This is a genomic window from Mesorhizobium sp. M2E.F.Ca.ET.219.01.1.1 (assembly GCF_004016445.2).
In the GTDB taxonomy this organism is placed as follows: Bacteria; Pseudomonadota; Alphaproteobacteria; order Rhizobiales; family Rhizobiaceae; genus Mesorhizobium.
The window spans coordinates 980,099-1,007,098 of sequence record NZ_SADT02000001.1; the positions used below are offsets into that span (position 1 = coordinate 980,099).

Here is a 27,000-nt window from a genome sequence, read left to right on the forward strand (position 1 = left end):
GGCGCCGAGCCTAACCGCTCACACTTTTCCTGGAATTGCTCTAAAGCGCGTCGCGATCCTTCGGATTCGCTCCATGCGCTTTGGGACTTTGATTTTGCGCATGTCTTTATCCCGAAACCGGTTTCCACTTTCGGGCGACATGCTTTAGCGGCGCCGCGCCCCGATCAATGTCCTGATCGGAAGCCATGCGCAGGCTTCAGTCTGTGCGGTGACCGTGAACAGCCGTTCGAGGAAAAGCCAGGCCGATTCATCGTGTACGAGATGGTGGGTAAGCAAGCCGACCGGTTCGCCGCCGTCGAATGCGTGCCGCAATTGCGCGATGATGGTCTGGACCAATATGCCGTGATCGCGGCAACCGCGCGTGCCGTGCCAGTCCATGATGTCGACATTGCTGTTCATGACCACCAGCGAAGCCGGCTTAGGCGGCCCATAGACCGACAATGCTGCAAATCCCATCGATCCAAGCTCGGATACCAAGCCGGCGTCGATCCTGTTCCAGGGCGGCACCAGCATCGGTACAGCACGTGCGCCGTGCAGGCCGGTTATGCGCGACAGACCGCGAGCCAGATCATCGAGCACCGTCTCGCGTGGCCGGTGCGGGCCGAGTTCCTGCTTTTTCTGGCCCTCCGACGCATGATTTCGGTGCGCCCAGCCATGGATGGCGACCGTGGCATGCGGCGCCTCGTCAAGCCGGGCGACCAGCTTCCCATCAGTCAGGGCCGGAATGACGGCCAGAGTGACCGGAATCGCGAATTGACCGGTGAGGTCGAGCAGCCGGTCAAGCGCAGGCGTCGGATCCACGGCGTCATCGTCGCGCAGCCAGAACTCTGCCTTGCGGTCCGCCCGTTGCCGGCGCGCCAGTTCTTCCACCAAGGGTTGCCAGATCTGGTCGGATGTCATGAAACCGGGATCTTCGCAAGAAGTTCGGCGAGACGCGCTGCCGCAGCACCGAGGGAGCGTTCTTCGAGGATGAAACGTCTGGCTTTCGCGGCCATGATGGTCCTTTCGTCGTTACGGGCCAGAAGCCTTTCAATGGCTGAAGCGAACGCCGTCACATCGCCCGGCGGGGTGAGGAACCCGGTCTGGCCATCGCGCACGACCTCCGGCACGCCGGCGATGTCCTGAGCGACCACCGGAAGGCCGGCGGCCTGCGCTTCAAGATAGGCAACGCCATAGGCCTCGCCGAAACCCGGCCAGACGTAAATTCCCCCGCTGTAGAGGACATCCGGCACGGCGGCCGGCTCAATCGCGCCAAGCCATTCGATACGGTCGGCGGGCAAGCCGGCGAATTGCGCTTTGACCTCGTCACGGGCAGGCCCGTCTCCGACGACCGACATGGTCCAGGGCAGGTGACCGATCGAACCGAGCGCTTGCGCCAGCATGCGATAGCTTTCGAGTTTGTCGCCCGGGCGCATCATGGCGACGGTAACGAGGCGCGTCGGACGACCCCGTGCCGGCGTTTCACGGAATGCGGATGTGTCGATGAAGGGCGAAAGCATGCCGAAAGTGGCGCCGGGTACCGCATCCGCCAGTCCCTCGCGGTCCCTTTGCGTTAAGCAGATGTTCAGCGCCGCCCGTTCGACGGCTCGCGCCACCAAAGCCTGCGCATCTGCCCACAAACCGGCATTGCGCCGTCTCGAATAGGAGGCTTCCGCCGTCGCATAGGGGACGGCAAAGGCCGCCGCCAGCTCGGGCCCGATCAGGTCGGGCGCCTTGTAATAGGGATGATAAGTGAGCCAGAGATCGGGCTTGCCGTCACGATCCCAAAGCCTGGTCAGCCGCGCGGCTTCCTCTCGGGCCTCGATCTTGAGCGCATCGAAACTTTTCGGCTCCGGTTCGCGTAGATAGAAGCGCAATTCGGATGCCAGTTCGACGCTATGCCCCACGTGCTGCAGCGCTTTGATCAGCGTCCGTGCCATCTGGCGGTCGCCGGAGGCAACGGGATCATTGGGTGACTTCAGCGGTGCGTAGAAGGCAATTCGCATCGCCGGAACCTATCATCGGAAAGCCGGCGCAAGTCAATTTCGAAGCATGATCGACTTCACCCTTCAGCAGTGGAATATGCTATCTGATGCCCATGGAAACAGCAGCCGCGTCCGACCCGTTTGTCGCTTCTCTGCCGGTCTTCGCAAAGTTCGAAAGCGTTGCCGATATCGACAACTATCGGCCTCTTCCCGATGACTGGGCGCTGGCCACGGCCGACATCGTCGGCTCGACAAAGGCGATCGAGGCTGGGCGCTATAAAACCGTCAATATGGCCGGCGCCAGCGTCATTTCGGCGCTGCTCAATGCGCTGGGCCGGCAAGATTTTCCCTTTGTCTTCGGCGGCGACGGCGCGCTCGTGGCGTTTCCCGGCTCGGCGCTGGAGATCGCCCGCAACGCGCTTGCCGCTGTCCAGAGATGGGTGGCGGACGAACTGGACCTGGCCCTGCGCACCGCAATCGTGCCGATAAGGGATATAAGAGCGCAAGGACTCGACGTTCGCGTGGCGAGGTTCCAGGCCTCCGAAGCGGTCTTCTATGCCATGTTCGCCGGCGGTGGCGGCAGTTGGGCGGAAGCCGAGATGAAAGCGGGGCGCTACCGCATCGATCCCGCGCCGGCCGGCGCGCGGCCGGATCTGACCGGCCTCTCCTGCCGCTGGAACCCGATCGAAGCCCGGCATGGCGAAATCGTCTCGATCATAGCCATACCGCGGGCGTCGCGCGACTTGCGCGGCTTTCAGTTGCTGGTTTCCGACATCATCGCCCTTGCCGGCAGGCAGGAGCGCGGTGGCCACCCCGTACCGGCGGACGGGCCGGCCTACAGTTTACTGCCCGCCGGTCTCGATCTCGAGGCGCGGGCCACGGCGCCGGCTGGACGGCGGTGGCTGACGAAGCTGTGGGTTGTGTTCCTCATGACTCTTACGGCTGTGACCGATAGATGTGGCTGGACGATCGGCGGTTTCGATCCGAAGGTCTACAAACGCGACGTGGCCAGCAATTCGGACTTCCGGAAGTTCGACGACGGCCTGAAGATGACCATCGACGTCGACGCGAATGTGTCGCAGCGGATCGAGAACCGGCTGAAACAGGCGGAAGAGGCGGGCATCTGCACCTATGGCCTGCACCGCCAGAAATCGGCCCTGATGACATGCCTCGTCGCTTCGCCGCTCCAGCGCGATCACCTTCATTTCATCGATGGCGGTGCCGGCGGCTATGCGATGGCTGCCGCAAGCCTGAAGTCGAAGGTGCCGGTTTGATGACGGCTTGCGGAAACCGATCTTCCGCAATATGCCTCGGCCATGGTCCCTGGAGCCTCATGAGCCTCGCCATGGAACGGACAGCCTGTCCGAATTGACGGGAAAGCAGATTTTTGGACGCCTCACGATCGATATATGACCATCTTCTAGACCGGATTTCGACGCGCGCCGCGCAAGTCGGCGTGATCGGACTGGGCTATGTCGGATTGCCGCTGGCGATTGCGGTCGCACGCGCCGGCTTCCCGGTGTCGGGCTTCGACATCGAAGCCCACAAGGTCGAGAGCCTGAACAACGGCCAATCCTACATCGAGGCGGTGACGTCGACAGCCCTTGCCGGCCAGGTGGCGAGCGGACGGTTCCGCGCCACTGCGGATTTTGCGGAACTGGCCGCCTGCGAGGTCATCATCATCTGCGTTCCGACACCGCTGACGAAAAACCGTGAGCCGGATCTCTCCTTTGTCAGGAACACGGCAGTCACCATCGCCAAGCATCTGCGTCCCGGCCAGCTCGTCGTGCTCGAATCGACCACCTATCCCGGCACCACCGACGACGTGATCAAGCCCATACTGGAAGAAACCGGCTTGCGGTCGAAGACAGACTTCTTCCTCGGCTTCTCGCCCGAACGCGAGGATCCCGGCAACCGCAGCTTCGAAGTCGCGACGATCCCCAAGGTCGTGGCAGGCGACGGCCTTGAAGCGGCGACGCTGGTGCAGGCTTTCTACCATGGCGTGGTCAAGACCGTCGTTCCGGTTTCCACCACGGCGACCGCCGAGGCGGTCAAGCTGACGGAAAACATCTTCCGCTCGGTCAACATAGCTCTCGTCAACGAGTTGAAGGTCGTGCTGGGTGCGATGGGCATCGACATCTGGGAGGTGATCGAGGCGGCAAAGAGCAAGCCCTTCGGCTACATGCCGTTCTATCCTGGCCCTGGACTTGGCGGGCACTGCGTTCCGATCGATCCCTTCTACCTGACGTGGAAGGCGCGCGAATACGAACTGCCGACGCGCTTCATCGAGCTGGCGGCAGAAATCAACACGGCCATGCCGCGTCATGTGGTCGATGAACTGGCGAAGGCGCTGGACCGGCGCTGCGGCAAGGCGCTCAGCCGCTCGCGCATTCTCATCGTCGGGCTCGCCTACAAGAAGAATGTGCCCGATATCCGCGAAAGCCCCTCATTGCGGCTCATTGAACTCATCGAGGATTGGGGCGGCAAGGCGGAATTCCACGATCCGCATGTTACCGAAATACCGACCACACGGGAGCATATGGCGATCAAGGGGCGCCGCTCGGTCGAATTGACCGAGGCGGCCCTGAAGGATTTCGATGCTGTCGTCGTTGCAACCGACCACGACGCGATCGACTATCAGACTATCGCTGATCACGCCCCTCTGATCGTCGACACGCGCAATGTTTTTGGCCGCCTCGGGCTGGACCGAGAGACGGTGGTGAAGGCCTGACGGCATCTGAGCCGGCGAATTTCTTGCGCAGTGTCAGGATCGTGGTTGCACTCCGTCGGCTGACTCGCCACATAACGCCACGGAATACAGATGCATTTACGCCTTCCCCTTGGCCGCAAGGATAGTCATCCGGGATATTCTTCGCCGCTTTTGCCGTCGAGGCCGGCCTTGTTGACTTCGGGTGTCTTATCGTTGGGTCGTTGACGGACTGTGTTATGACAGATCAGAGGATAATGGTTCCGTCTTCCGACGGGTTTCGAGATAGCATGAGCACATCGTACGCAGAAATTTCCACCATTCTCATGGATAAGGTTGCCGATTGGCTGAACGAATCGGCGCTGGCCGGCAACGACCTGGAAACATTGGTAAATGGCTTTTGCGAACGGCTGGCTGCTGCTGGCCTGCCGCTGAAGCGGGTGCATTTGAGCTTCTCGATGCTTCACCCGCTTTATGACGCGCTTGGCTTCACCTGGGTTCGCGGCCAGGGCATGGAAGTGGAAGGCTTCCGCAAGGAGGCCGGTGTGCCGTCTGAGAGATTCCTGACCAGCCCATACTACCATCTGCTCAGCAATAAGCTCGATCATTTGCGACGCCGGCTCGACCCGTCGGTGGTGTCGGAGTTTCCTGTTTTCGATGACCTCCGGCTTATGGGCATCACCGATTACATGGCTTTCGTCCATCCCTTCAGCGGCAACGCCAGTCAGGGCATGATGGGGTCTTGGTCCACCGACAGCGCCGCGGGCTTCAGCGACAGCATGATTTCGGCGCTGCTGCGCATCCAGAGTCATCTCGCTATCGCCACCAAGATGGCGGTGCTCACCAAGCTCGCCGACAATATGATGACCACCTATCTCGGCGGCGACGCTGGCAGGCGCGTGCTTGACGGCCAGATCAAGCGCGGCGAGGGCGATACAATCCGGGCCGCACTGGTCATGGGAGATATGCGCGGGTCGTCGAGGCTTGCCGAAACCTCAGGCCGCGAAGTCTATATCGATACGCTGAACCAGTTTTTCGACGCCGTCGCCGCACCTTTCAATCGCAACGGCGGGCAGATCATGAGTTTCATTGGTGATGGCTTCATTGCCGTCTACCCTTGCGAAAGGCACCGTTCGCAGTCCGAGATCGCCTGCCAGGCTGCGCTTGCGGCCGCGCATAAGGCCAGCGCGCGCATGATGGATCTCAACCTGCGCAGAAAGGAGCAGGGGTTGTCCGACATCAAATTCGGTATCGGCCTGCATGTCGGCAATGTGATGTTCGGCAATGTCGGGCTTACCGACCGGCTCACATTCTCTGTCTTCGGCTCGGCTGTGAACGAGGTCCAGCGCCTGCAGACCCTGACCAAGAAATATCCGCACAGCGTTCTGGCCAGCAAAGACTTCGCCGGCTATTGCGGCGCCAACAGCTGGCTGACGCTCGGCAACGAGGAACTGGCTGGCATCAAGCAGAAGCTGACGGTGCTTTCACCCGATCTGTCGGGAGCTCTCGCACCCGATGAGGACGGCACGCCGGAGCCGATTCACGGCCGAAGATCGGACGCCGAGCAGGTCATGCTGCTTCATCGCGATGCCGCGCGGATGGCGGCGGGCGACCCGAGTAAGCTCCAGTAAACCGCCGCGATCTGGCCCGATCGCCTTTGGTAGCCAGTTCGGTCGCAGGTTCCGCAACTGGCGACTGCTTCGAATCCAAGTTGCTCTGCGCTGGCAATGCGCTAGTCTCGCTTTCTGGAGCTGCCAGAGTGGGGCTGGTGTGAGAATGAATTCGAGTGTCGATCTGCTGCGGATCGAAGACGTTGGCATCTCTTTTGCCATCATGGGGGGGCCGTTGCATGCCGTCAGGCGCGCAAATCTTCGCGTCCTGCCCGGTAAGGTTACCGCGCTTGTGGGCGAGTCAGGTTCCGGAAAATCGGTTCTCAGCCAGGCCGTGATGGGCATTTTGCCGAACACAGCCCATGTTCGTGGCCGGATCCTGTTTTCCGACCCTGAAAAGCCCGGCACGACGCAGGATATCCTCACGATGCCGCGTGACGGGCCCGAAATCCGGGCGTTGAGAGGCAGCCGCATCGGCAAGATCTTTCAGGAGCCGATGACATCGCTGTCGCCGCTGCACACGATCGGCAACCAGGTCAGCGAATCCCTGCAGATTCATACGCCCATGGCTCGGGCGGAGCGCAGGGCGCGGACCGAGGAAATGCTCAGCCTTGTCGGATTCCCCAATCCCAAGCGCGCCTATGACATGTATCCCTTCGAACTTTCGGGAGGATTGCGTCAGCGCGCCATGATCGCAATGGCGCTTATCTGCCGGCCTGCCCTGTTGATCGCCGATGAGCCGACGACGGCGTTGGACGTCACCATCCAGGCGCAAATCCTGCAATTGCTGCGCGGGCTTCAGACCAAGCTGAACATGGCGATGCTGCTGATCACGCACGACCTCGGCGTGGTCGCCAATGTCGCCGACGAGGTGGTGGTCATGTACCATGGCGAGATCATGGAGGCGGGACCCGTCGAGGCGATATTCCGCCGGCCAGGCCATCCTTATCTTAAGGGCCTGATGGCAGCCGTTCCGCATTTCGACCTGAAGCCTGGCGAAAGGCTAAAGGCGCTGCGCGAGGTGCCGGTGAATGTCGGAAACCTGCTCGGCAAGCAGACCGCGCCGGTATCGAAGGGGCCGGACGACATCCTGCTGTCGGTCAGGGATCTGACAAAGACCTTCACCATCCGCAAGTCCGGATGGTTCGGCGGAGATCATCAAACCTCTGTTCGCGCCGTCGACGGTGTGAGCTTCGATATCAGGCGGGGTGAGTGCCTGGGTCTGGTCGGCGAAAGCGGCTCCGGCAAAACCACCGTCAGCAAGATCCTCATGCGCGCTGTCACCCCTAGCGGCGGCTCTGTGATCTTCAACGGCCGAGATGGACCGATCGACGTCCTGGCAGGCGAGGGCGAGGCCTTGCGCATGCTGCGCGCGAAAATCCAGATGGTCTTCCAAGATCCGGTTTCGTCGCTTTCACCTCGCATGACGGTGGAGAACATCTTGAGCGAGCCGCTGGAAATCCATCAACGTGGCAATGCCGCGTCCCGGTTAGCCATGGTGAAGAGCCTGATGCAGGCAATCGGGCTCGATCCGCGCTTCATCAAGCGTTATCCGCACAGTTTCTCCGGCGGGCAGCGTCAGCGTATCGGCATCGCGCGCGCGTTGGCGCTGGGGCCTGAACTGCTGATCTGCGACGAGCCGGTTTCGGCGCTCGATGTCTCTGTCCAGGCGCAGATCCTGAACCTTCTGAAGGACCTGCAGAAGGAACTGGGCCTTACCTACCTGTTCATATCCCATAACCTGGCGGTGGTGGATTACATGGCAGACCGCATCGCGGTGATGTGCGGCGGGCGCATCGTCGAGCTTGCGCCGCGCGAGATTCTGCTTAGGAAACCGATCCACCCCTACACCCGCTCACTGGTCGCCGCGGTACCTTTCCCCGATCTCGACAGGCCGATGGATTTCAAGACGCTGAAGCTCAGCGGCGCTTCCGATACCAGCGCCTGGGGACCGCAATTCCGCGACGAGGGCGAAGAGGATATGCTGTCGCCGCTCGATCTTGGCGGCGGCCACCTCGTGCTGGCCCGACGTTCGGCCGATGTCAGCGAGCTACGCCCTTGATCAGCCGGCGCGCCGTCCTTGGACTCATGGCTTCGGCATTCGTGCCGAGCACGTTGCACGCCGGCGATCTGGAGCCGGAATTTCTTCAGCCGCTGCTGAAGGCCCTGGCGCTGCCGGCACTCGCCAAACGCCTGCCCAATAGCCCGCGCGTGCTGAACCTCGCTGCTATGGGCCGGCAGCCCGGCCAGTATGGCGGCACGCTGCGCACGATCATCGGCAGCCAGAAAGATATCCGGATGATGACCATCTACGGATATGCTCGCCTGGTCGGCTATGACGAAAAGCTCAACCTGCAACCCGACATTCTCGAAAGTTTCGACGTGGCGGACGATCGCGTCTTCACTTTCAAGATACGGGAAGGACATAAATGGTCTAACGGCAGCCTGCTGACGCCGGAGGATTTTCGCTATTGCTGGGAAGATGTCTGGCTGAACGATGAGCTTACGCAAGGCGGGCTCCCCCCGACCCTGCTGGCGGACGGCAAGCCGCCACGCTTCGAGATCGTCGATCCGTTGACGGTCCGCTATAGCTGGGATGCGCCTAATCCCGACTTCCTGCCCAAGCTCGCTGCCGCTTCGCCGCTATCGCTTGTTCTGCCGGCCGCCTATCTCAAGCAGTTCCACAAGAAATATCAGGATCCATTCCGGCTCGCCGGCCTGATGGAGGAGAACAGGGCCAAGAAATGGACGCTCCTGCATATCCGCATGTCGCGCCAGTATCGCCCGGAGAACCCGGAACTGCCGACGCTCGATCCCTGGCAGAACCGGACCAAGCCGCCGGCCGAGCAGTTCGTCTTCGAGCGGAACCCGTTCTTTCATCGAATAGACGAGAATGGCCGGCAAATGCCCTATGTTGACCGGGTAGTCCTGAATGTCAGCTCGTCGGCGATCATTTCCGCCAAGACCGGTGCGGGCGAGAGCGACCTGCAATGCATGGGAATCGACTTTGCCGATTACTCCTTCCTGAAGGATGCGGAGAAGCGCTACCCGGTGAAGATGCATCTGTGGAAACGCACACAGGGTTCGCGGCTGGCGCTGCTGCCCAATCTGAATTGTACCGACCAGGTGTGGCGTGGCCTTTTTCGCGACGTGCGCGTGCGTCGCGCGCTTTCGCTCGCTGTGGACAGGCGCGAGATCAATTTGGCGGTGTTCTACGGATTGGCGCAGGAAAGTGCCGATACAGTCCTGCCGGAGAGCCCGCTCTACCGGCCGGAATTCGCGAAAGCCTGGGTCGCCCACGATCCCGACCAGGCCAACGCCCTGCTCGACGAGGTCGGGCTTAAGGCGCGCGACGATGACGGTCTGCGGATCCTTCCCGATGGACGCCCGGCGCAGGTCATCGTGGAAACGGCCGGCGAAAGCACGCTGGAAACCGACGCGCTCGAACTCATCACCGATCACTGGCGCCAGATCGGCATCGCCCTGTTCGTCCGGACTTCGCAGCGCGACATCTTCCGCAGCCGCGCGCTAGGTGGCGAGATCATGATGTCGATTTGGTCGGGCATCGACAATGGTGTGCCGACCGCCGACATGAACCCATCCCAGTTGGCTCCCACCATGGACGACCAGCTGCAATGGCCGCTCTGGGGTGCTCACTACCTGTCCCATGGCACGCTCGGCGAGGCGCCCGATCTTCCGCCTGTCGTCGAGTTGATGGCTTTGCTCAAGCGCTGGAACGCTTCAACCGGAGCCACTGAGCGCGCCGAAATCTGGAATTCAATGCTGTCGATCTACACCGATCAGGTGTTTTCGATCGGCACGGTGAACGGAACGCATCAGCCGATTCTGGCGTCCTCGCGACTGCGCAATCTGCCTGACAAGGCGCTCTACGGCTACGACCCGACCGCCTATTTCGGTGTCTATTTGATGGACACATTCTGGCTTGGAGAGTCCTGAGCGTGCTTCGATACATTGTCTGGCGCATTGCTGTGATGGTTCCAACGCTGCTGATCATATCGGCGCTGGTGTTCACGATCATCGAACTTCCCCCGGGCGACTATTTCGACAGCTATGTTTCCGAGCTTCGGGCCCAGGGCGAAGCGGTGGATTCCGATCGCATCCAGATGATGCGCAAGGAGTATGGTTTCGACAAGCCGCCGGTCATTCGCTACTTCTACTGGGTCGGCGGGATGCTGCATGGCGATTTCGGCTATTCCTTCGAATATGAGCTGCCGGTTCGCGACGTCGTCGGGGATCGAATGTGGCTGACTGTGCTGGTTTCCTTCGTCACGATCATCGTCACCTGGCTCATCGCCTTTCCGATCGGCATGTACTCCGCCACGCATCAATACAGCTGGGGCGACTACGGCCTGACCTTCCTCGGCCTTCTCGGCCTTGCCATTCCGAACTTCATGCTGGCGCTGATCCTGATGTATTTCGCCAACATTTGGTTCGGCACGTCCATCGGCCATCTCATGGACCAGCAATATCTAGCCGAGCCGATGAGCTGGGCCAAGGCGAAGTCGATCCTCGCCCATCTCTGGATCCCGGTCTTGATCATCGGCACCGGGGGCACGGCAAGCATGATCCGGCGCCTGCGCGCCAATCTGCTCGATGAGCTGCACAAGCAATATGTCGTGACCGCGCGCGCCAAAGGCCTCCATCCCTTCAAGGCGCTGGTCAAATATCCGCTGCGCATGGCGCTCAATTTCTTCATTTCCGACATCGGCTCCATCCTGCCGGCCATCATCTCCGGCGCCGAAATCACGGCGATCGTGCTGTCGTTGGAAACGACCGGGCCGATGCTGATCAAGGCGCTGCAAAGCCAGGACATGTATCTGGCAGGGTCGTTCCTGATGTTCCTCGCCTTCCTGACGGTCATCGGTGTCCTGATTTCCGACCTGGCGCTGGCGCTGCTTGATCCACGAATTCGCTTGCAGGGCGGCAGCACCAAATGAACACGCAATCGCCGCTGCCCGCTCCGGGTGCCCCGCTGCAACACTACGTTTCCATCGCGCCCTTTGACCTGCAGTCGGTCGAGGCGATGACGCCTGAGCAGTCGAAAGTCTTCCAGGCGTCGCAGTTGCGGCTGATGTGGTGGAAATTCCGACGGCACCGGCTTGCCCTCATATCCGGCATATTCCTGGCAGCGCTTTATCTTGGGATACTGATCTGCGAGTTCCTGGCGCCCTACAATCTGCACACGCGCAACATGGACTACATCTATTCGCCGCCGCAGCGGGTGCACCTGTTCCACAACGGCCAGTTTGTCGGGCCGTTCGTGTATGGCCGCCAGATGACGCTGGATATGGACACGCTCAAGCGGAACTATACGGACAAGCAGGATGATGTTCAGCGGATCCGTTTCTTCTGCAAGGGCGACAGTTACCTATTCTGGGGCCTGATCGAAGGTGACAGGCATCTTGTCTGCCCTGCCGAAAACGGCCAGCTCTTTCTGGCCGGCACTGACAGGCTGGGGCGCGATGTGCTCTCGCGCATCATCTACGGCGCACGCATTTCGCTGACAATCGGCCTTGTCGGCATCGGTTTCAGCTTCGTCCTTGGCATCATCATCGGGGGGCTGGCCGGCTATCATGGCGGTATGTTCGACCTGATCGTTCAACGGATCATCGAAGTCCTGCAATCGATTCCCAGCATTCCGTTATGGCTGGCTCTGGCGGCGATCATGCCGATAACCTGGAGTCCGATCCTGATCTATTTCGGCATCACCGTCATCCTCGGGCTGCTCCACTGGACTGGGCTAGCGCGGGCCGTGCGTTCAAAGCTTCTGGCCTTGCGCGAGGAGGATTATGTTCTGGCCGCGCAATTGATGGGCGCCAGCAGCAGCCGCATTATCCGCCGGCACCTCATTCCCGGCTTCATGTCGCATCTGATCGCCACGGCGACGATCTCCATCCCCGGCATGATCCTGGGCGAGACGGCGCTGAGCTTCCTCGGGCTCGGCCTGAGGGCGCCGATAACCAGCTGGGGCATCCTGCTCACCGAGGCGCGCAGCGTTAGCGTGATCGCGTTCTATCCATGGCTGCTTTTGCCGATCCTCCCCGTCATTCTCGTCATCCTGGCGTTCAACTTCCTCGGCGACGGCCTGCGGGACGCCGCAGACCCCTACAAGTGACATCGCGTTGCGCCTTACGCTGGGCCGCCGACCCCCATCCGGCATGATCCTTGTCGGCAGTGTGTTCGGTTGTTGCAGTGTTCATCGTTCGCCTCTATATGCCGCGAGGCTCGATCGGGGTTCAATACATCGCCCTCGGGTTTCACCCGCGAACCGTTTCGGTCCCGGGCATTGCCGATCGCTCTTGAGCTGGTTCAGGACACACAAACGCAAATGAGCCGCCTCGAGAGTTTCATCCGCAGGCTGACCGCGCAGCGCGACATTCTCGATCAAGTCTGCGCGCAGGTCGCGACCATCGAAGGCCCCGTGCTCGAGCTCGGCCTCGGCAATGGCCGGACGTTTCATCATCTGCGCGAGCGCCTGCCCGGACGCCGGATCGTGGCTTTCGACCGCGCACTGGCCGCCCACTCCAGCTCAATTCCCGAAGCTGAAAACCTCGTGCTCGGCGAAATACGCGAGACGGCGATCAGGTTCATTGGCATCGACGCCGCTCTTGTTCATGCCGACATCGGCACCGGCTATGAAGATCGCGACGCAGTGACCGCTACCTGGCTTCCCGACCTGACCGCGCGCCTGCTTCGCGTCGGCGGCATCGCCGTCAGCGGCACGCCGCTCGATCACCCGCACTTGCAACGCCTCCCGCCGCCACCTTCGGTGCCCGCCGATCGTTATTTTATCTATAGGCGGGTGTGAGAGGTCCAGACGGCCTAAGTCTCAGGGGATCGTATAGACAGCAATCTCCCGCTCAATGCCGCGCAGCGAGACCTCGTGGGGCACGGGCGTCAGCGCCTTCCTGTGCAATAGATCGGCGGTGAGATTGTCGTCGACCACCGCATGAGTGGCGAAGATCGCCTGTGCGTTGGCAAGGTTCTGGACCCGCGAAGCAATGTTGACCGTCTGGCCGAAATAGTCCTGTCGCTCGTTCATGGACACGGCGATGCAGGGACCGGCATGGACTCCGATCTTGAGCAGCAGATCCTCGCGCCCGCTCTTGTCGTTGAGCGCACGCATGGCATCGCGCATCCTGAGGGCCGCGGCAATCGCACGATCGGGCGTCGCGAAGGTCGCCATCACCGCATCACCGATCGTCTTCACCACTGCGCCTGCTTCCGCCGCGACGATCTCGTGCAGAACCTGGAAATGCGCGCGCACGAGATCGAAGGCCGAAAGATCGCCCACCCGCTCGTAAAGCGCGGTCGATCCGCGCAGGTCGGTGAACAGGAAGGTCAGGCTGGTGATCTTCAGGCGCTGGTTGATGTCGAGCGTATCCGTGCGATAGAGATCGCGGAACGTCTGATTGGTAAGCAGGCGCTTGGCTGTGAGGAAGGGCCGGCGCCTGCCTAGCAGATCGTGCAAGCCGTGGCTGGCGATGAACACCGTCGGCAGCACGCGTGTGTCGGTCCTGTTCTCCAGCGAAATGCGCAACGGCCCGGGTTGCATCTCCAGCGTCTGGCTCTGGACATGGTCGCGGTCGAAGACTAACGAAAGGCTTCGGCGCTCCTTTGTCGGCTCACCCTTCACGTCGATGAACTGCACCGAATGGGTAACCGGCTCGAAGACGATGATGAAATCGGACGGAAGCTGTACGGTCAGAACCGCCTTTTCACCGGGCGCAAGCTCGATGTCCTCCAGCGTGATATCTTCCATGATTTTCGCGAAGTCTTCATCGGGCAGATCGACGCCGGACGCCCAATAGATCTGCCGGAAATATTCCAGCGGCGGTAGTTCATGCGGATTGTGGCCGGCAATCCTGCGTATGCGGGGACTGACGGTGAATGTCACCTCGACCATCTCGTCGAGGGTCGGCGAATAGCCCGAGGCGCAAAGCGCGCATGTATATTCGTCCTTCTGCACGGTTTTCAGCGTGGCGTTGGTGTCGAGCACGCCGCCACAGCCGGGGCACAGGACATTCCAGGAGACGTCGAAGATGCCCACCCGTGCCGCGTGGAGAAAGGCGCCTATGGCGCGCTCCTCGTCGAGACCATGCTTGCTGGCGAAGGCTGGCACATTGATGCGGCACAGCTCGCGGTCATCGCCCTCCGCGATGGTGCGCTTGATCGCGTCGATCGCCACCGGATCGACATCGCTCGATTGCCGCAGAAGCGAGAACAGATCCTGAGCTTCGTTCATCGTAAAGGCTCCGGAAAATGCGCCCAGGGGCGCGTTGACCGGACCGCGCTTGGTCCGAATGATGCATTTTACTTCGAAACCGACCGTACCGCCAATTCGAATAGACAAACACGGCGACGGTCGATTTCCATTTGACGGATTTTCTCCCACTCCAAGCGGCACTATGATGGCGCATGGGCATCGATCTTTGAGGCTCTTTCCCATGCCGAAATCCGACAATCCGCCGTTTCCAGGGGCCCTTCGCCTCTTCTCCGCGGTTGTCATCATCGTCCTGATCGTGGGCGCTGGCCTGTTTTTCGCGCCCGCGCTGGTCAAGCCGCGCTGGCCCTGGCCCGTCACGCCGTTCAGCGCCCGCTTCCTCGGCGGCTTCTACACCGCTGAAATGGCGGTAATGGCGGCGCTCTTGTTCTGGAATCGCTGGTCGCCCGGCAGGCTGGTGCTCGTCATGGCCTTCATCTTCACCGTCATCGTGTCGGCGGCTTCGTTCATCAATCTCGGCTATTTCAACTTCGAACGAAAAGCGGCCTGGCTCTGGTTCCTGGTCTATCTTGCCTCGGCCGCGGTATCCGGGCTGTTCCTGTGGCGGGCCAGGGCCCGTCCTTCGGCAAAAGGCGTGGCCTTAACCCCCGCATGGCGCGGCTACATGTCAACGGAAATGGCGATCCTTGGGCTATACGGCGTCGGCATGTTGCTGTTTCCCCGGGTGGTCAGCAGCAGCTGGCCATGGCCGGTCGATCCCTTCCACGCCCAGGTCTACAGCGCCATCTTCCTCGCCGGCGCCGGCGGAGTATATCTCCTCCGGAAAAACGCTCCGCGCGAGGAACTGCTGGTGCTCGGCCTGGCGCAGTTTCTGGTTGGCCTGCTTGCCATCCTTGGCCTGGTCATCACCGACGCTGCGGTGCACCGGATCGACTGGACGGCGACAAAGACATTATGCTGGCTCGCTCTTTTCGGCTGGATCGGCATCAGCGGCGTCTTCAAGCTCTACGCCGCCTCCCGGTATTTCAGCTCGGAGCCGGCATCATAGGTTGCAGAGACGACTGGATTTTCGGGTGACGTCCGGTGCATCGTGCCGGGCCGATCGCGTTAGAGCATTTCACCGTTTCAAAGGAACCGGCGAACTGCTCTATGTCTTTGTTCTGACGCAATTGCGGGCGGAAAACCGCTTACACTTTTCCTGGAATTGCTCCAGCCGGGAACGCCATGACCAGCACGACCTCGCCATCCTCCGAGAAAATCGAACCGCAGCTCCGAGCCGTCCGGCCAAGCGATGCGGAGGCGCTTTGCGCCATCTTCAACATGCCTGGCTTCCGCTGGGGCACGCTCAGGATGCCTTTCGAGAGGGTGGAGCAAGTCGAGCGGCGCATCGCCAAATCCGGCCAGGAAACCACATGGATCGTCGCGGAGGTCGAGGGCAAGGTCGTCGGCCATGGCAACCTGGTCGTGCTGGGTTCGCCGCGCCGTTCGCATGTCGGCGAGATCAATATCGGCCTTGGCGATGCCTTTGTCGGCAAGGGCATCGGCTCTGTCATACTCGGCGCGCTGCTTGACGTGGCCGATAACTGGCGGGCCCTGAAGCGGGTCGAATTGACCGTATATGCCGACAACGAACCGGCCATCCGTCTCTACTCGAGCCACGGCTTCGAGGTCGAAGGTCGGCATGTGAAGGCCGGCTTCACTGACGGGCAGTACCACGACCTCCTGAGCATGGCCCGACTGCGGTTCTAAGTACCGCTGTTTCCCTTGGCGTTTGGACCAAGATGCGGCTAGACGGGACCAATGACCGCCGCCTTTGATCCAAGCCCTACGCCTCCGATGGAAGTTCTGGCCGTGCTGTCGCTGCTCTGCCCGGAAGTCGTGCGCGACATCGAGCAGAACTGGAATGCACCGGTTTCCGATTACGCCCGCCATCTGTGGCGGCCGGTGGCAAGGCCTGTATCGGGCCCGGCGATCGCCGCCCGCTCGATCCTGCGCGACGTCCTGCGTCAGCGCCTCGATGTAATTATGCAGCCTGAGGAGATCGCCAAGGTCCTCGAAGAGTTCGAGCACAGGCCGGTGATTCAATCCGGCCTGCACTGCCTCCTCCTAATGGATCGGATTACCTTCGATGCCCTGCTGCTTGCCTGGCTCGGCGCGGTGGAAAACGGGCTGTCGGCCTTTTTCGGCTTCATGGGAACCACGATGACCATGGAGACCGTTGGCCGTGAGGGGCCGGGATGGCTCGATGTCGGCGACGACAAGGTCAACCTGTTTGGCTTGGGGCGTCACAAACTGTGCCGCAAGAGCGTCTGCGTGGCCGGTCCTGTCTCCCTCAACAAGCGTGCGCTCGAGGCGGTTGGCGATGAAACGGATGCCAGCCGCTGGCGGGGCACACTGCTTGCCAGCCAGGACAAGGTGTTTGGAACCGCCGCCGATGCGCTGACGGCCCTCAACGAGGATCTGGTCGCCAATTGGGATCGTTCCGGCATGGCCGTTCCCGTCTTCATCGATGATCGGCTCGCCGCTTCTGCCATGGCGCGGCATCTGGAATGTGACGGCAGTCTTCTTTCCAGGCTGCTCACCCAGCCCGCGAGACGCCAGCGTCTCGACCGTGCCTTGCAAGAGGCCGTTTCGAGCCCATTTGGCAGATTCCTGCCCAATGCCACGGACTATTTCTGGGGCATCCGCGAGGAGCGCGTGCGCAGGCTCGTCCTCGACAACGGGCACCTCATCGAGCCTGACAGGCCGCATGGTCTTTCCATCCCGTTCGAGCGGCCGCATCTCAGGCAGGCGCTGCTGGACGGCGTGCTGCTGCCAAACCTGTTCCTGATGTTCCTCGTCCTTGCCATATTGCCGCGGGTGCGGGTGGTGGGCGGCCTGAGACAGATTGGCTATGTGGCGCTTTTCCACTCGATCCTGCTGGCTGCGCTGGACGAAAACGCACCGGAAGAGCGCGATCTGGCAGCGGAGCTGCAGACCCGGGAAAATGCCTGGGGCACGCGGGTCATCGATGAAAAGATCTCGGTCCGCGAGCAACTGGCCGGCCTGCCGGAAGGGGCGCTCTTTCCGGACCTGCTCCGGCAATACCGATTGCGGACATTTGCCGAGACGACCGACGACCTGAAACTGGTTCGCGAAAATGCCCGATGGCGCAAGATCGGCAAGGCAGCGATCAACGCGACCTGAGGCGCATAACCGGAAGCGACGAGGCTTATCAGCGCGCCGGCCGCTTCATCCGAGCACTGCCTCGATAATGGTGACAAAGTCATCGAGCGAGCGATCCCCACGAATCTCGATGCGCGGAAGGTCTATGGGATCGCAATCGAGGTCGGCCGGCCCGTGTCTGCCGCCGAAGCCGGTTCGATAGCCGCACTCCCTGGCCAGTCGGCCAAGCCGTCGATCGGTGACCGAGTAGGGTGCCGCGAACGTCGTGATTGCCCGCCCGGTCCATCGTTCGATGAACATACGAGAGCGAAGGAGCTCGGCGGCCAGGTCGGAAGTCGACAGACCATCGATCGCGCGATGCGTCGCCAGATGGCTTCCGAAGAATGCACCTTCGCCGGCGAGGCGCCGAACCGTCCCGGCGTCCATAAGCGGCGTCGGCGGACCGCTGGCGGCGTCCCATATCGCACTTTCACCCACCAGGTCCGTCACCAGGAACACTTCCGCGGTCAGGTCGTTCGCGCGCAAGATCGGCCAGGCATGGTCGGCAAAGTTCTGAAAGCCGTCATCGAAGGTGATGAGCGCCGGGCGGCCAACGAAAGGCTGACGGTCGGCGATGAACCGTTCCAGCTGCTCGGAACTGATCGCGTGGAAGCCATTGGCGCGCAGCCATGCCATCTGGCTGGCGAATGCGGTGGGCGTGCACCGAAAACGGGCGAGGGCGGCCGGACCATCGTCGGCGACGCTGTGATACATGAGGACAGGGATACGCTGCCGCCGCTCGTTGCGTGCGACGTCGCGGCGCAAGGCCCGCGCCCCGCCCCAGACGATGTTTCGCGCGACCCCAATTCCCACGGGCGCGCGGATTGGCGCATGTTCGATCATCGGTTCCCTCGCCACCTCGCCTGGCGACAGACGGCGGAAACGGTCTATGCGATAGAGCTCGGTCTCAATCGATTGCTCGAGGACGAGGCCTTCGGCCGCAGCCAGCGTCTCTGAGATCGCTTGCGCGCCGAATGTGTTCCAGTCGAAGCCCGTCCTTTCAGGATTGTCGCGCAGCACGAATGCGTGTGCGCTGATGAAACTGCCGCCAGGCGCCAAGGCCTCGACAAATTTCTTGGCGATGCGCCGCAACTCCGCGAGATCATCCAGGTAGTAGAGCACTTCCGAACAGACGATCAGATCCATTTCACCCGGCAGCGCGTCGGCGGCGAAATCCAGGACTCCGAACTCGACATTCGGCTGGTCGCCGCAACGCTCACGCGCCCGCCCGACGGCTATGGCGGAGATGTCGGTTGCGGTCAAATGGCCTACTCGCGGCGCCAGCTGCCGCGTGAAGTGACCCTCCGCGCAGGCCAGCTCAAGCGCCCGTCCGATGGGACCGGCAGGCAGAATTTCGAGCTGCCGCTGATATTTTTCCTGCTCATAGGGCGAACCGTAGTTCCAGGGATCCTCGGTCGCGAAATGGCGGTTCCAGAACGACGTGCGATCATTGTCGTGGTCATCCACGGCCGGTTTTCGGCGCGGTGCCGCAAGGGGCTCTGCAGGTTCGGCGCTCGACCGAACCAGTTCCTGCGCCTCAGCGGCCAATCGCGCGAGTTTGCCGAAGTGGCTGTCCCGATCGGATTCCGCTGTGGACGACAACGCCTCGGCCGCAGACATGTCGGCACCGGCGCCCTTTTGCGGCGCAAGCTGCTGAGGGGGCACGAGATTCAGGATCAATTCAATCCAATGATGCCTTGTCACTCTCCCGAGCGCGCCGAACTGGACGCGAGCCTCGATCCGGCCCTTCATCATCAGATAGGCATAAATTTGATCGATTCCTTCCGGAAGTTCGGTCGAGGTCGGATTTCGAGCGTCGACGCGAATTCCGAGTGTCCGCCCCAGTTTGCGCGGTGCGGCAAGGTCGTCGGCGTCGAGAAGCATCTGCTCAAGGTGATACTGGACGCGGCGACCCGCTCCGGGATCGCCGCGGAGCTTGCCGAGTTCGACGGTCAACTCGGTGAGGGCGCCGCCGAACCTGTCCCACCTGGCTGCCAATTGCTCCGGCACCGACAGGCTTCCCTCCATAAGGCCATCGAGGACCATCTTGGCGATCTCACGCGCCCACTTGCGTCCTGCCGGGAGCGCGCGCAGGGACTGCGGGTCGATCGAGAGCGAGCCTCGGCCGCTATCCGACGCGGCGTTCCACAACGCGAACCACGCGAGTGCTTCGGCAGCGGTGCCGCCGTTGGCCTCGATCGCCCCATTGGCGTGAGCCGATGCCGGGTGTTTGACCCTGGGATCAGGAGAAAAGCCGCGGGCGATGACGATTTCCGCATCCGCCAGCATCTGCGCCGAATTGCAAGAGAGCGCCTTGGGGCTGACCCGATGGAAAGCGAGCGGCTCGTCGACCATCACCCAATTTTTGCCGAGACGTGCGAGGCGCTGCCACAGATCCCAGTCCTCGCATGTGCGCAGCGACGCATCGAAACCGCCCAACTTGACGATAGTCTCCCGGTCGACCAGCAGCGCGTGCGTGCGGATGGGACACCGGCGAGCGAATGTTTCGAAGGGCTGGACCGCGACCTCCGGCGAGATGCTCGCCGGGGCGAGCGCGCCGTCGGGCATCACGTGCCGGGAACCGCAATAGGCGGCCACCGCATCGGGAGCGGTTTTCAGCGCGGCCAGCATTTTGGCGAGGAAGCTGGCATCCACCCAATCGTCGGCATCCAGAAACATCAGCCATTGGCCGCGCGCTGTCGAAATCCCGCTGTTGCGCGCGCGGGCGGGGCTGTTGGCGGAAGAGGTCAACGTCCGAAACCGGGCATCGCGCTCTACATACGCGGCGATGATCGCGGGGGTGCGGTCTGTGGAGGCGTCGTCGACGATGATCGCTTCCCAATCCGCTATTTCCTGTTCGAGCAGGCAATCCAGCGCGCGCGGCAGCGTCGCCTCCGCATTGTGCGCGGGCACCACGATTGAAACCAGGGGTTTATGTGCCACGCCGTCCTACCCGCGCCTGGTTCGAAGGAAGAACAAGGGTCCCGAAAAATAGCCGGCGATTTCCTGGTTCATCGAGCTTTGGTTTTCTTTGGCAAGAGTCGGCGACTGTCTCAAACGGGATAACGGCATCGGATGGCAGCACCGCCCTGTCAAGATCGAGGTGGATTGGAGGCAGGCAAAAGAGACCTGAAGACAGGCTTGAATGGCGAGCGCTCGTGACCGCCCAGAGCCGCAATCGATGCGCCGAGGCGAGACAAATTGCGCAGCCGCTTGCTGGTCGGCCGCGATCGGTTCATCCTTGTGAGCACCCTGGCCGTGAAGCACGTAGCGAGATCACGCCGTCACGGCCGCAAGTGAGGTCTTGTTCCATGGACTGCTTGGGCTGCGGTTTCGAGGTTGAGCGCGGTTTCGCCTTCTGTCCGAAGTGTGGCAAGCGCCAGCCCGTGCCATGCGCCAGTTGCGGCTACCTCTGCGCACCTGATTTCGAGTTCTGTCCGAAATGTGGGGCCAGCGTCGGTGCACCCGCCAAGGCCGTCGAACGGCCCGCTCCGACACCAAGCCGAACCATTGTGCCGCCTTCTCGAATTCCGTCGCTGCTTGCGAACATTGAAAGCGAAGACGGGCCGCATCCCGTCTCTGACGCCGATCGCCGAACGGTGACGGTCCTGTTCGCCGACCTTTGCGGCTTCACGACGCTCAGCGAGCAGCTCGACCCAGAGGTCATGCAGGCGCTGCAGAACGATTTGTTCAAGGAATTGACGGCGGCCGTGCGAAACTTTGGTGGTTTCGTCGACAAATTCATAGGCGATGCGCTGCTCGCTTTGTTCGGTGCGCCGGTCGCGCATGAGGACGATCCGGAACGTGCGCTTCGCGCCGCTCTCGACATGATCGCCCGGACGGCGCGGCTCGGCGAAAGCACCTCCCACTCCGGCTCGCCTCTGTTACTCCACATCGGCATAAACACTGGTCCGGTCGTTACTGGAGGATTGGGCATCGGCACCGCCAAATCCTATTCGGTGACCGGCGACACGGTGAATACGGCGCAACGCCTGCAATCGCTGGCCGCACCGGGTGAGGTGCTGGTCGGCGAGCTCACCCACAGGCTGACCCGACATGCGTTCTCATATGAGTCGCTGGGCGATGTCGTGCTTCGCGGCAAGGCTGGCAGTGTGCTCGTCCATCGACTGGATGCACCGCTTGCGACGCCGCGTGCAGCGCGCGGGCTCGAGGCGCTCGGCCTGAGCGCGCCGATGATAGGTCGCGGTGCGGAGCTCAACAGAATGCTGGCGAGCCTTGACCAGGCGTGCGGCGGCTCGGCCCAGCTTGTCCGCCTTGTCGGAGAAGCCGGTATCGGGAAATCGCGGCTGGTGAAGGAGTTCGTCGCCCGCGTCGGCGACGAGGATCGTTTTCGCAACGTCGCCGTGCGGCAGGTGACGTGCTCACCGCTGGGGGAACAATCATTTGGCGCCTTGGGCGCGGTGGTGCGCAGCGCTGCCGGGATGATGCAGAACGACAATGGGGAGGAAATGCGGGGCAAGCTCGCAGGCTTGCTCGACGATCTTGGCCTGCAGGGCGAGGAGGCGAAGCGCCTGATGCCTCTGCTTTACCATGTGCTTGGCCTTGGCGACCCCGATGCCACCCTGCAGCATGTCGAGCCCGAGCAGTTGCGTCGGCAAATTCTCTACGCAGTCCGCACAATCATCGAACGGCGGCTTGCTTTATCGCCGCTGTTGATTGTCGTCGAAGACCTGCACTGGGCCGACGCCGCGTCGCTCGAGGCACTGCGTTTCGTGATGGACAGGTTGGAACGCACGCGATTGATGTTGCTGGTGACGCATCGCCCGGCGCCGGACAACGACCAGCTCGACTCAAGTCGGGTCAGCCACACAGCGCTCAGGCTATCGCCGCTCAACAGGGATGAGGGACGCAGCCTGCTGGCGGCGCTTTTCGGCGAGAGCTGGGTAAGCTCCACAGGCAGTCTTGTCGACCAGATCCTCGAGCGTGCGGGCGGCAATCCGCTTTTTATAGAGGAGATCGTCCGCGGCCTTATCGATCGCGGTGTCCTGGTGCGCGAGGGCCAGCGATGGCGGGCTGTGGCAGGCGACGCAACCGGCATTCCCGCCACTATCCAGGCAATGTTGCTGGCCCGCGTCGACCGGCTGCCCCCGGAGGTGCGCCGGTTGGCCCAGGAAGCCGCGGTAATCGGGCCGCGCTTCGATGCCACGCTCCTGAAAGCCGTGACAGCCGACCCGGGCCGCCTGGAGGCCGGCTGCGAACTGCTATGCGACGCGGAAATCATCGAGGAAGTTGCAGGATCAGGCTCGGTCTCGTCGCAAAGCTACCGCTTTACGCAAACATTGCTGCAGGACGTGATCTACCAGAACCTTCTCCTGCAACGCCGGACCGACATCCACGGACGGGTCGGTGCTGCCTTGGAGCAGCTGTGCGGCGACAAGCCGGAACGGCTCGAGGATTTGACCGCGCTCGGTCATCATTTCGCACAGAGCGCCGAGCGGGAGAGGGGCGCGCATTACCTGCAGGCGGCGGGCGATCGCGCCCGCATGATATACGCCAACGACGACGCCCTTCGTTTCTACGAGCGAGCGCTGACTGCGTTGAGCGAGACAGGGCAAACTCCGCTCAAACTGGCAATCGCAGAGCGCATTGCCGACTTGAGCGGCCCGCTAGGCCGCCGCGACGTCGCGCACCGGCACTACGAGACGGTGCTGCAGGCATATCGCGCATCGGCCGATCGTGTCGCTTCGGCGCGGGTTTTGCGTAAGATCGGTCGGCTGCTCTGGGACGTCGGCAAGCGGGACAACTCGGAATCGCGATACGCCGAAGCGGCAGCGCTGCTCGATGGAGCGGATGCCCCGGTCGAGCAGGCGCATCTGTGGCAAGAACGTGGCCGACAGGCGTTCCGTAGCGGAGACAACGCGCTCGCCGCAAAATGGGCGGACGCGGCGCTGGATTGCGTCCGTACGCTGACAACCGAGCATATCTCCGAGGTAGGGCGTGATGCCACTCTCGTGACCGCCGAGGCGCTCAATACCAAGGCTGTCGCGTTGGCACGCCTTGGACGAGACCGCGAAGCCGTCGGCCAGGTCGAGCGTAGCATCGAATTAGCCGAAGCCGCCGGTCTACTGGGCACGGCTTGCCGCGGCTACACCAATCTCGGCGTGCTTTACACGACCATCGACCCGACAAAGGCGATGGAGGTCTGTCGGCGCGGTCTTGACGTGGCGCGCCGTATTGGTGATTTGGGATACCAGGCGCGCCTCCTCGCCAATCTGGCGGTCGCCTGCTGTACCTTCACGGATCGCTGTCCGACGGAGGGCGTGCCTGCCGCCGAGAAGGCCATCGAGATCGACCGGGCGCTCGACCAGCGCGAGCATCTGCCGGTGCCGTTGATCGTGCTTGGGCAAATCCACCAGTGCAACGGCCGTCCGGAATTGGCGATTGGCTTGTTCCACGAGGCGCTGGACGTAGCCCGCGAAACGGGCGAGCCCCAACAGCTGTTTCCGTGCTATGATGGCCTCGCAACGCTCAATCTCGACCTCGACAATCTGGCCGAGGCCGAACGCTACTTTTCCCTGGCGCAGGGTATTTGCGCCCAGCACGGGCTCGACCCGGAAGGGCTTGTGGTGCTGCCTTTTCTCGACTAGCCGGGGTGGGAGGTTGGCAATGTCAGCGCGCATTGACTTGATACCGCTTCAACCGGGCGACCGTGCGCCGAACGTGGTGCTCGACGCCATCACCCAGGATGGCAAGATTGCGCTTGACGACTTTCGCGGACAAAAACCGGTGCTGGTCGGCCTGTTTCGAGGTCTGCATTGCGCGTTCTGCCGGCGCCATATCGCCGCCCAGGCGCGGCTTGATTCGGAGCTGCGCGAAAAGGGCGTGGGGAGCCTGACGGTGGTCAACACGCCGATCGAGCGGGCTCGTCTCTATTTCCGTTACCACCCGATGCCGAATCTGCTTGCGGCCTCCGACCCTGAACGCGCGTCGCATCGTGCTTTTGGACTGCCCAATCTCGAATTCACCCAAGACGAGACGAACTGGCCGTACAAGGTCTCGATGGCAGCGGCAAAGGATATGCGGGTCGACATACCAGGCGAGCTGCCCGGTCCCATGGATCCTTTTGCGGCCAGCGAATTCCTCGACAAGAAGGACCACTACGAAGTGACCGAAGCCGACGAGCAGATGATGGCGACGGGACACGGACAACTGATCGGTCAGTTCCTACTGGACCGGCAGGGGATCGTCCGCTGGAGCTTCACGGAAGTTCCCGAGGGCGGGCGATACATGTTCGCGGCGCCAAGCCCGCAGGAACTGATGTCGGCCGTGTCGCAAGTCGCCCAATAGACTTGCGAAAGAAGCAACCGAACAAAAAGCGGCAATGCTTTCTGTCGTCTTTGGACGCAGCCGAAGCTGTACTTTATGCGGTTGTGAGATCACACGGTTATTGAATCAACAGTTCTTGCACGCCCTCCGGACCCGCCGTTGTCTGTGCGGCGCTTCCTAACTTGGCTAGAGGTCTTGGCATGCTGAACGCTATTCACCACGTCGCTCTCATCTGCACCGACTACGAGCGGTCGCGACGGTTTTACGTCGAGCTCCTCGGCCTCGATGTGATCCGGGAGGTCTATCGGGAGGAGCGGCAATCATGGAAGGCGGATCTGCGGATCGGGTCCGTCCAGCTGGAATTGTTCTCCTTCCCTGCGCCAGCGACGCGGCCGTCCCATCCAGAGGCGACAGGCCTCAGGCATCTGGCATTCGCCGTCGCGAATCTTGACCCCGTAATTATGCGCCTGGAAGCCGCCGGCGTTGCCGTCGAGCCAATCCGGATCGACCCATATACAGACCAACGGTTTACCTTTTTCCGCGACCCGGATGGGTTGCCGCTGGAACTCTACGAAGCCCCGTAAGGAACGGTTTGTCGCTTTCGCGACCACATCATCGGAGGTGGGAACGGCAGCCGGTAGATGTAATCCGCCAACTCGGTTCGTCGCCGAACTCCTGACGACGGGCTAGGAAGCCGACCGCTCCGCGCCAGATATTGGCCAATCGCACGATCTTGGCCGTCCTGCTGGCTCGCCAGCAGAGACCGACAGCGAGGGGCGAAATTTTTGATCGGCGATCGTTCGCTGGAGGATGGATGACAGTCAGGCCCTTTCATGTCGACATACCGGACGCCGTCGTGCGGGATCTTCAAGACAGGCTGGCGCGCACCCGGTGGCCTTCGGTCGTTGCGCCCGACTCCTGGGAGGATGGGGCCGGCTTGTCGTTCATGACGCATCTCGTCGGTCACTGGCGGCATCGGTTCCATTGGCGAGCGCAGGAGACGCGGCTCAACGCGCTGCCGCACTACATGGCGCGTGTGGAAGGCCAGGACATCCACTTCCTGCACCAGCCTGGCACCGGGCCTTCGCCGATGCCGCTCATTCTGACTCACGGCTGGCCCGGCTCGTTCGTCGAGTTCGAACATCTGATGCCGATGCTTGCCGATCCAGGTTCGCATGGCGGCGATCCGGCGGACGCCTTCCATGTCGTCGTGCCTTCGCTCCCCGGCTATGGCTTTTCCGCTCCGCCGCAAAAGGCCGGCACCAGTTCGCGCGAGATCGCGGGCCTGTGGCGAGGCCTGATGGCGATGCTCGGCTATGATCGCTTCGGCGCGCAGGGCGGCGATATTGGTGCCGGCGTGTCGATCTGGCTGGCGCGTCTCTATTCGGACAGCGTCTTGGGCGTTCATCTGAACTACGTGCCCGCCAGCTTCCAGCCGTGGCTCGAACAGGCGCAGCCATTGACTGGCGAAGAACAGGCCTTCCTCGACAAGCGGGCATATTGGTCGGCGCTGGAAGGCGCCTACGGCGCGCTGCACGCGACGAAGCCGCAAACGCTCGCGTTTTCGCTCAACGATTCCCCGGTCGGTCTTGCCGCCTGGATCGTCGAGAAGGTCCGCTCATGGAGCGATTGCGGCGGCGACCTTGAGAGTTGCATTTCGCTTGATACGCTGCTGACCGACATCTCGCTCTACTGGTTCAGCGACAGCCTGGCCCATTCGCTCAGGCTCTATAAGGAGAACCGGCTTCAGCCGCTGACCTTCCGGCCGGGTGAAGGGGTGGTGCCGCCGCTGGGCGTGGCGGTCTTTCCAAAGGAGCTGCCGATGCCGCCGCGGTCCTGGATGGAGCGCGTGTTCAACGTCGAGCGATGGACGACCATGACTGTGGGCGGGCATTTCGCCGCTCTGGAGCAGCCGGACCTGCTCGCTGAAGAGGTGCGCGCGTTCTTCAGGCCATTGCGCGGCCGGCTCTCGTAGAGGGCGAG

Annotated in this window: 19 protein-coding genes; 15 read left to right on the forward strand and 4 right to left on the reverse strand. The window is 62.2% G+C overall.

From position 1 onward, the window contains the following. Nucleotides 1–144 precede the first annotated feature (144 nt). Entirely contained in the window at nt 145–900 is a 756-nt protein-coding gene (locus tag EN862_RS04705) for a polysaccharide deacetylase family protein (protein ID WP_127864654.1), read from the reverse strand. After that, on the reverse strand, nt 897–1,985 hold the full coding sequence (locus tag EN862_RS04710) for a glycosyltransferase family 4 protein (RefSeq protein ID WP_127864655.1): 1,089 nt from the start codon (nt 1,983–1,985) through the stop codon (nt 897–899). The genes EN862_RS04705 and EN862_RS04710 overlap by 4 nt, the downstream gene beginning before the upstream one ends. 92 nt (nt 1,986–2,077) lie before the next feature. Here EN862_RS04710 and EN862_RS04715 point away from each other — a divergent pair, with 92 nt between their 5' ends. The 8 genes from EN862_RS04715 to EN862_RS04750 all read left to right on the forward strand — a co-directional run bounded on the left by EN862_RS04715 (nt 2,078) and on the right by EN862_RS04750 (nt 13,110). After that, nucleotides 2,078–3,238 carry a DUF3095 domain-containing protein gene (locus EN862_RS04715; RefSeq protein WP_127864852.1) on the forward strand — a complete coding sequence of 387 codons (1,161 nt, stop codon included), beginning with the start codon at nt 2,078–2,080 and terminating at the stop codon, nt 3,236–3,238. Between the two features lie 113 nt (nt 3,239–3,351). After that, a complete protein-coding gene (locus EN862_RS04720; RefSeq protein ID WP_127864656.1) occupies nt 3,352–4,695 on the forward strand; it encodes a nucleotide sugar dehydrogenase in 1,344 nt (447 codons plus the stop codon). Between the two features lie 266 nt (nt 4,696–4,961). Continuing rightward, nucleotides 4,962–6,302, forward strand: coding sequence for an adenylate/guanylate cyclase domain-containing protein (locus EN862_RS04725; RefSeq protein WP_127864657.1), 1,341 nt, complete (start codon nt 4,962–4,964; stop codon nt 6,300–6,302). A gap of 145 nt (nt 6,303–6,447) precedes the next feature. Continuing rightward, the gene (locus EN862_RS04730; protein WP_127864658.1) at nt 6,448–8,343 is read left to right on the forward strand and encodes an ABC transporter ATP-binding protein; all 1,896 of its coding nucleotides are present in this window, start codon (nt 6,448–6,450) and stop codon (nt 8,341–8,343) included. Beyond that, entirely contained in the window at nt 8,340–10,238 is a 1,899-nt protein-coding gene (locus EN862_RS04735) for an ABC transporter substrate-binding protein (protein WP_127864659.1), read from the forward strand. Before EN862_RS04730 ends, EN862_RS04735 begins: the two co-directional genes overlap by 4 nt. Nucleotides 10,239–10,240: 2 nt before the next feature. Further along, a complete protein-coding gene (locus tag EN862_RS04740; RefSeq protein ID WP_127864660.1) occupies nt 10,241–11,239 on the forward strand; it encodes an ABC transporter permease in 999 nt (332 codons plus the stop codon). Continuing rightward, on the forward strand, nt 11,236–12,417 hold the full coding sequence (locus EN862_RS04745) for an ABC transporter permease (RefSeq protein ID WP_127864661.1): 1,182 nt from the start codon (nt 11,236–11,238) through the stop codon (nt 12,415–12,417). Before EN862_RS04740 ends, EN862_RS04745 begins: the two co-directional genes overlap by 4 nt. Before the next feature lie 213 nt (nt 12,418–12,630). After that, nucleotides 12,631–13,110, forward strand: a complete 480-nt coding sequence (locus EN862_RS04750; RefSeq protein ID WP_127864662.1) for a class I SAM-dependent methyltransferase — start codon at nt 12,631–12,633, stop codon at nt 13,108–13,110. A 21-nt stretch (nt 13,111–13,131) separates the two neighbouring features. Here the strand turns inward: EN862_RS04750 and EN862_RS04755 are convergent, their stop codons facing one another. Further along, nucleotides 13,132–14,547, reverse strand: coding sequence for an adenylate/guanylate cyclase domain-containing protein (locus tag EN862_RS04755; protein ID WP_127864663.1), 1,416 nt, complete (start codon nt 14,545–14,547; stop codon nt 13,132–13,134). 34 nt (nt 14,548–14,581) lie between these two features. Between EN862_RS04755 and EN862_RS04760 the strand changes: the two genes are divergently transcribed. The 3 genes from EN862_RS04760 to EN862_RS04770 all read left to right on the forward strand — a co-directional run bounded on the left by EN862_RS04760 (nt 14,582) and on the right by EN862_RS04770 (nt 17,712). Further along, complete coding sequence (locus EN862_RS04760; RefSeq protein ID WP_245519497.1) at nt 14,582–15,574, forward strand: hypothetical protein; 993 nt, start codon at nt 14,582–14,584, stop codon at nt 15,572–15,574. A gap of 176 nt (nt 15,575–15,750) precedes the next feature. Further along, entirely contained in the window at nt 15,751–16,275 is a 525-nt protein-coding gene (locus tag EN862_RS04765; protein ID WP_127864665.1) for a GNAT family N-acetyltransferase, read from the forward strand. A gap of 102 nt (nt 16,276–16,377) precedes the next feature. Then, nucleotides 16,378–17,712 carry a hypothetical protein gene (locus tag EN862_RS04770; protein ID WP_245519498.1) on the forward strand — a complete coding sequence of 445 codons (1,335 nt, stop codon included), beginning with the start codon at nt 16,378–16,380 and terminating at the stop codon, nt 17,710–17,712. 45 nt (nt 17,713–17,757) lie between these two features. On the opposite strand, the gene EN862_RS04775 is transcribed toward EN862_RS04770, so the two are convergent. After that, nucleotides 17,758–20,673, reverse strand: coding sequence for a trifunctional glycosyltransferase/class I SAM-dependent methyltransferase/polysaccharide deacetylase (locus tag EN862_RS04775; protein WP_127864667.1), 2,916 nt, complete (start codon nt 20,671–20,673; stop codon nt 17,758–17,760). Nucleotides 20,674–21,041: 368 nt separating this feature from the next. On the opposite strand from EN862_RS04775, the gene EN862_RS04780 reads away from it, so the two are divergent. The 4 genes from EN862_RS04780 to EN862_RS04795 all read left to right on the forward strand — a co-directional run bounded on the left by EN862_RS04780 (nt 21,042) and on the right by EN862_RS04795 (nt 26,992). After that, nucleotides 21,042–24,338, forward strand: a complete 3,297-nt coding sequence (locus EN862_RS04780; RefSeq protein WP_127864668.1) for an adenylate/guanylate cyclase domain-containing protein — start codon at nt 21,042–21,044, stop codon at nt 24,336–24,338. 19 nt (nt 24,339–24,357) lie between these two features. Continuing rightward, nucleotides 24,358–25,038 carry a redoxin family protein gene (locus tag EN862_RS04785; protein ID WP_127864669.1) on the forward strand — a complete coding sequence of 227 codons (681 nt, stop codon included), beginning with the start codon at nt 24,358–24,360 and terminating at the stop codon, nt 25,036–25,038. A 179-nt stretch (nt 25,039–25,217) separates the two neighbouring features. After that, on the forward strand, nt 25,218–25,601 hold the full coding sequence (locus EN862_RS04790; RefSeq protein ID WP_127864670.1) for a VOC family protein: 384 nt from the start codon (nt 25,218–25,220) through the stop codon (nt 25,599–25,601). A gap of 230 nt (nt 25,602–25,831) precedes the next feature. Next, a complete protein-coding gene (locus EN862_RS04795) occupies nt 25,832–26,992 on the forward strand; it encodes an epoxide hydrolase family protein (protein ID WP_127864671.1) in 1,161 nt (386 codons plus the stop codon). The last annotated feature ends 8 nt before the right edge of the window (nt 26,993–27,000 follow it).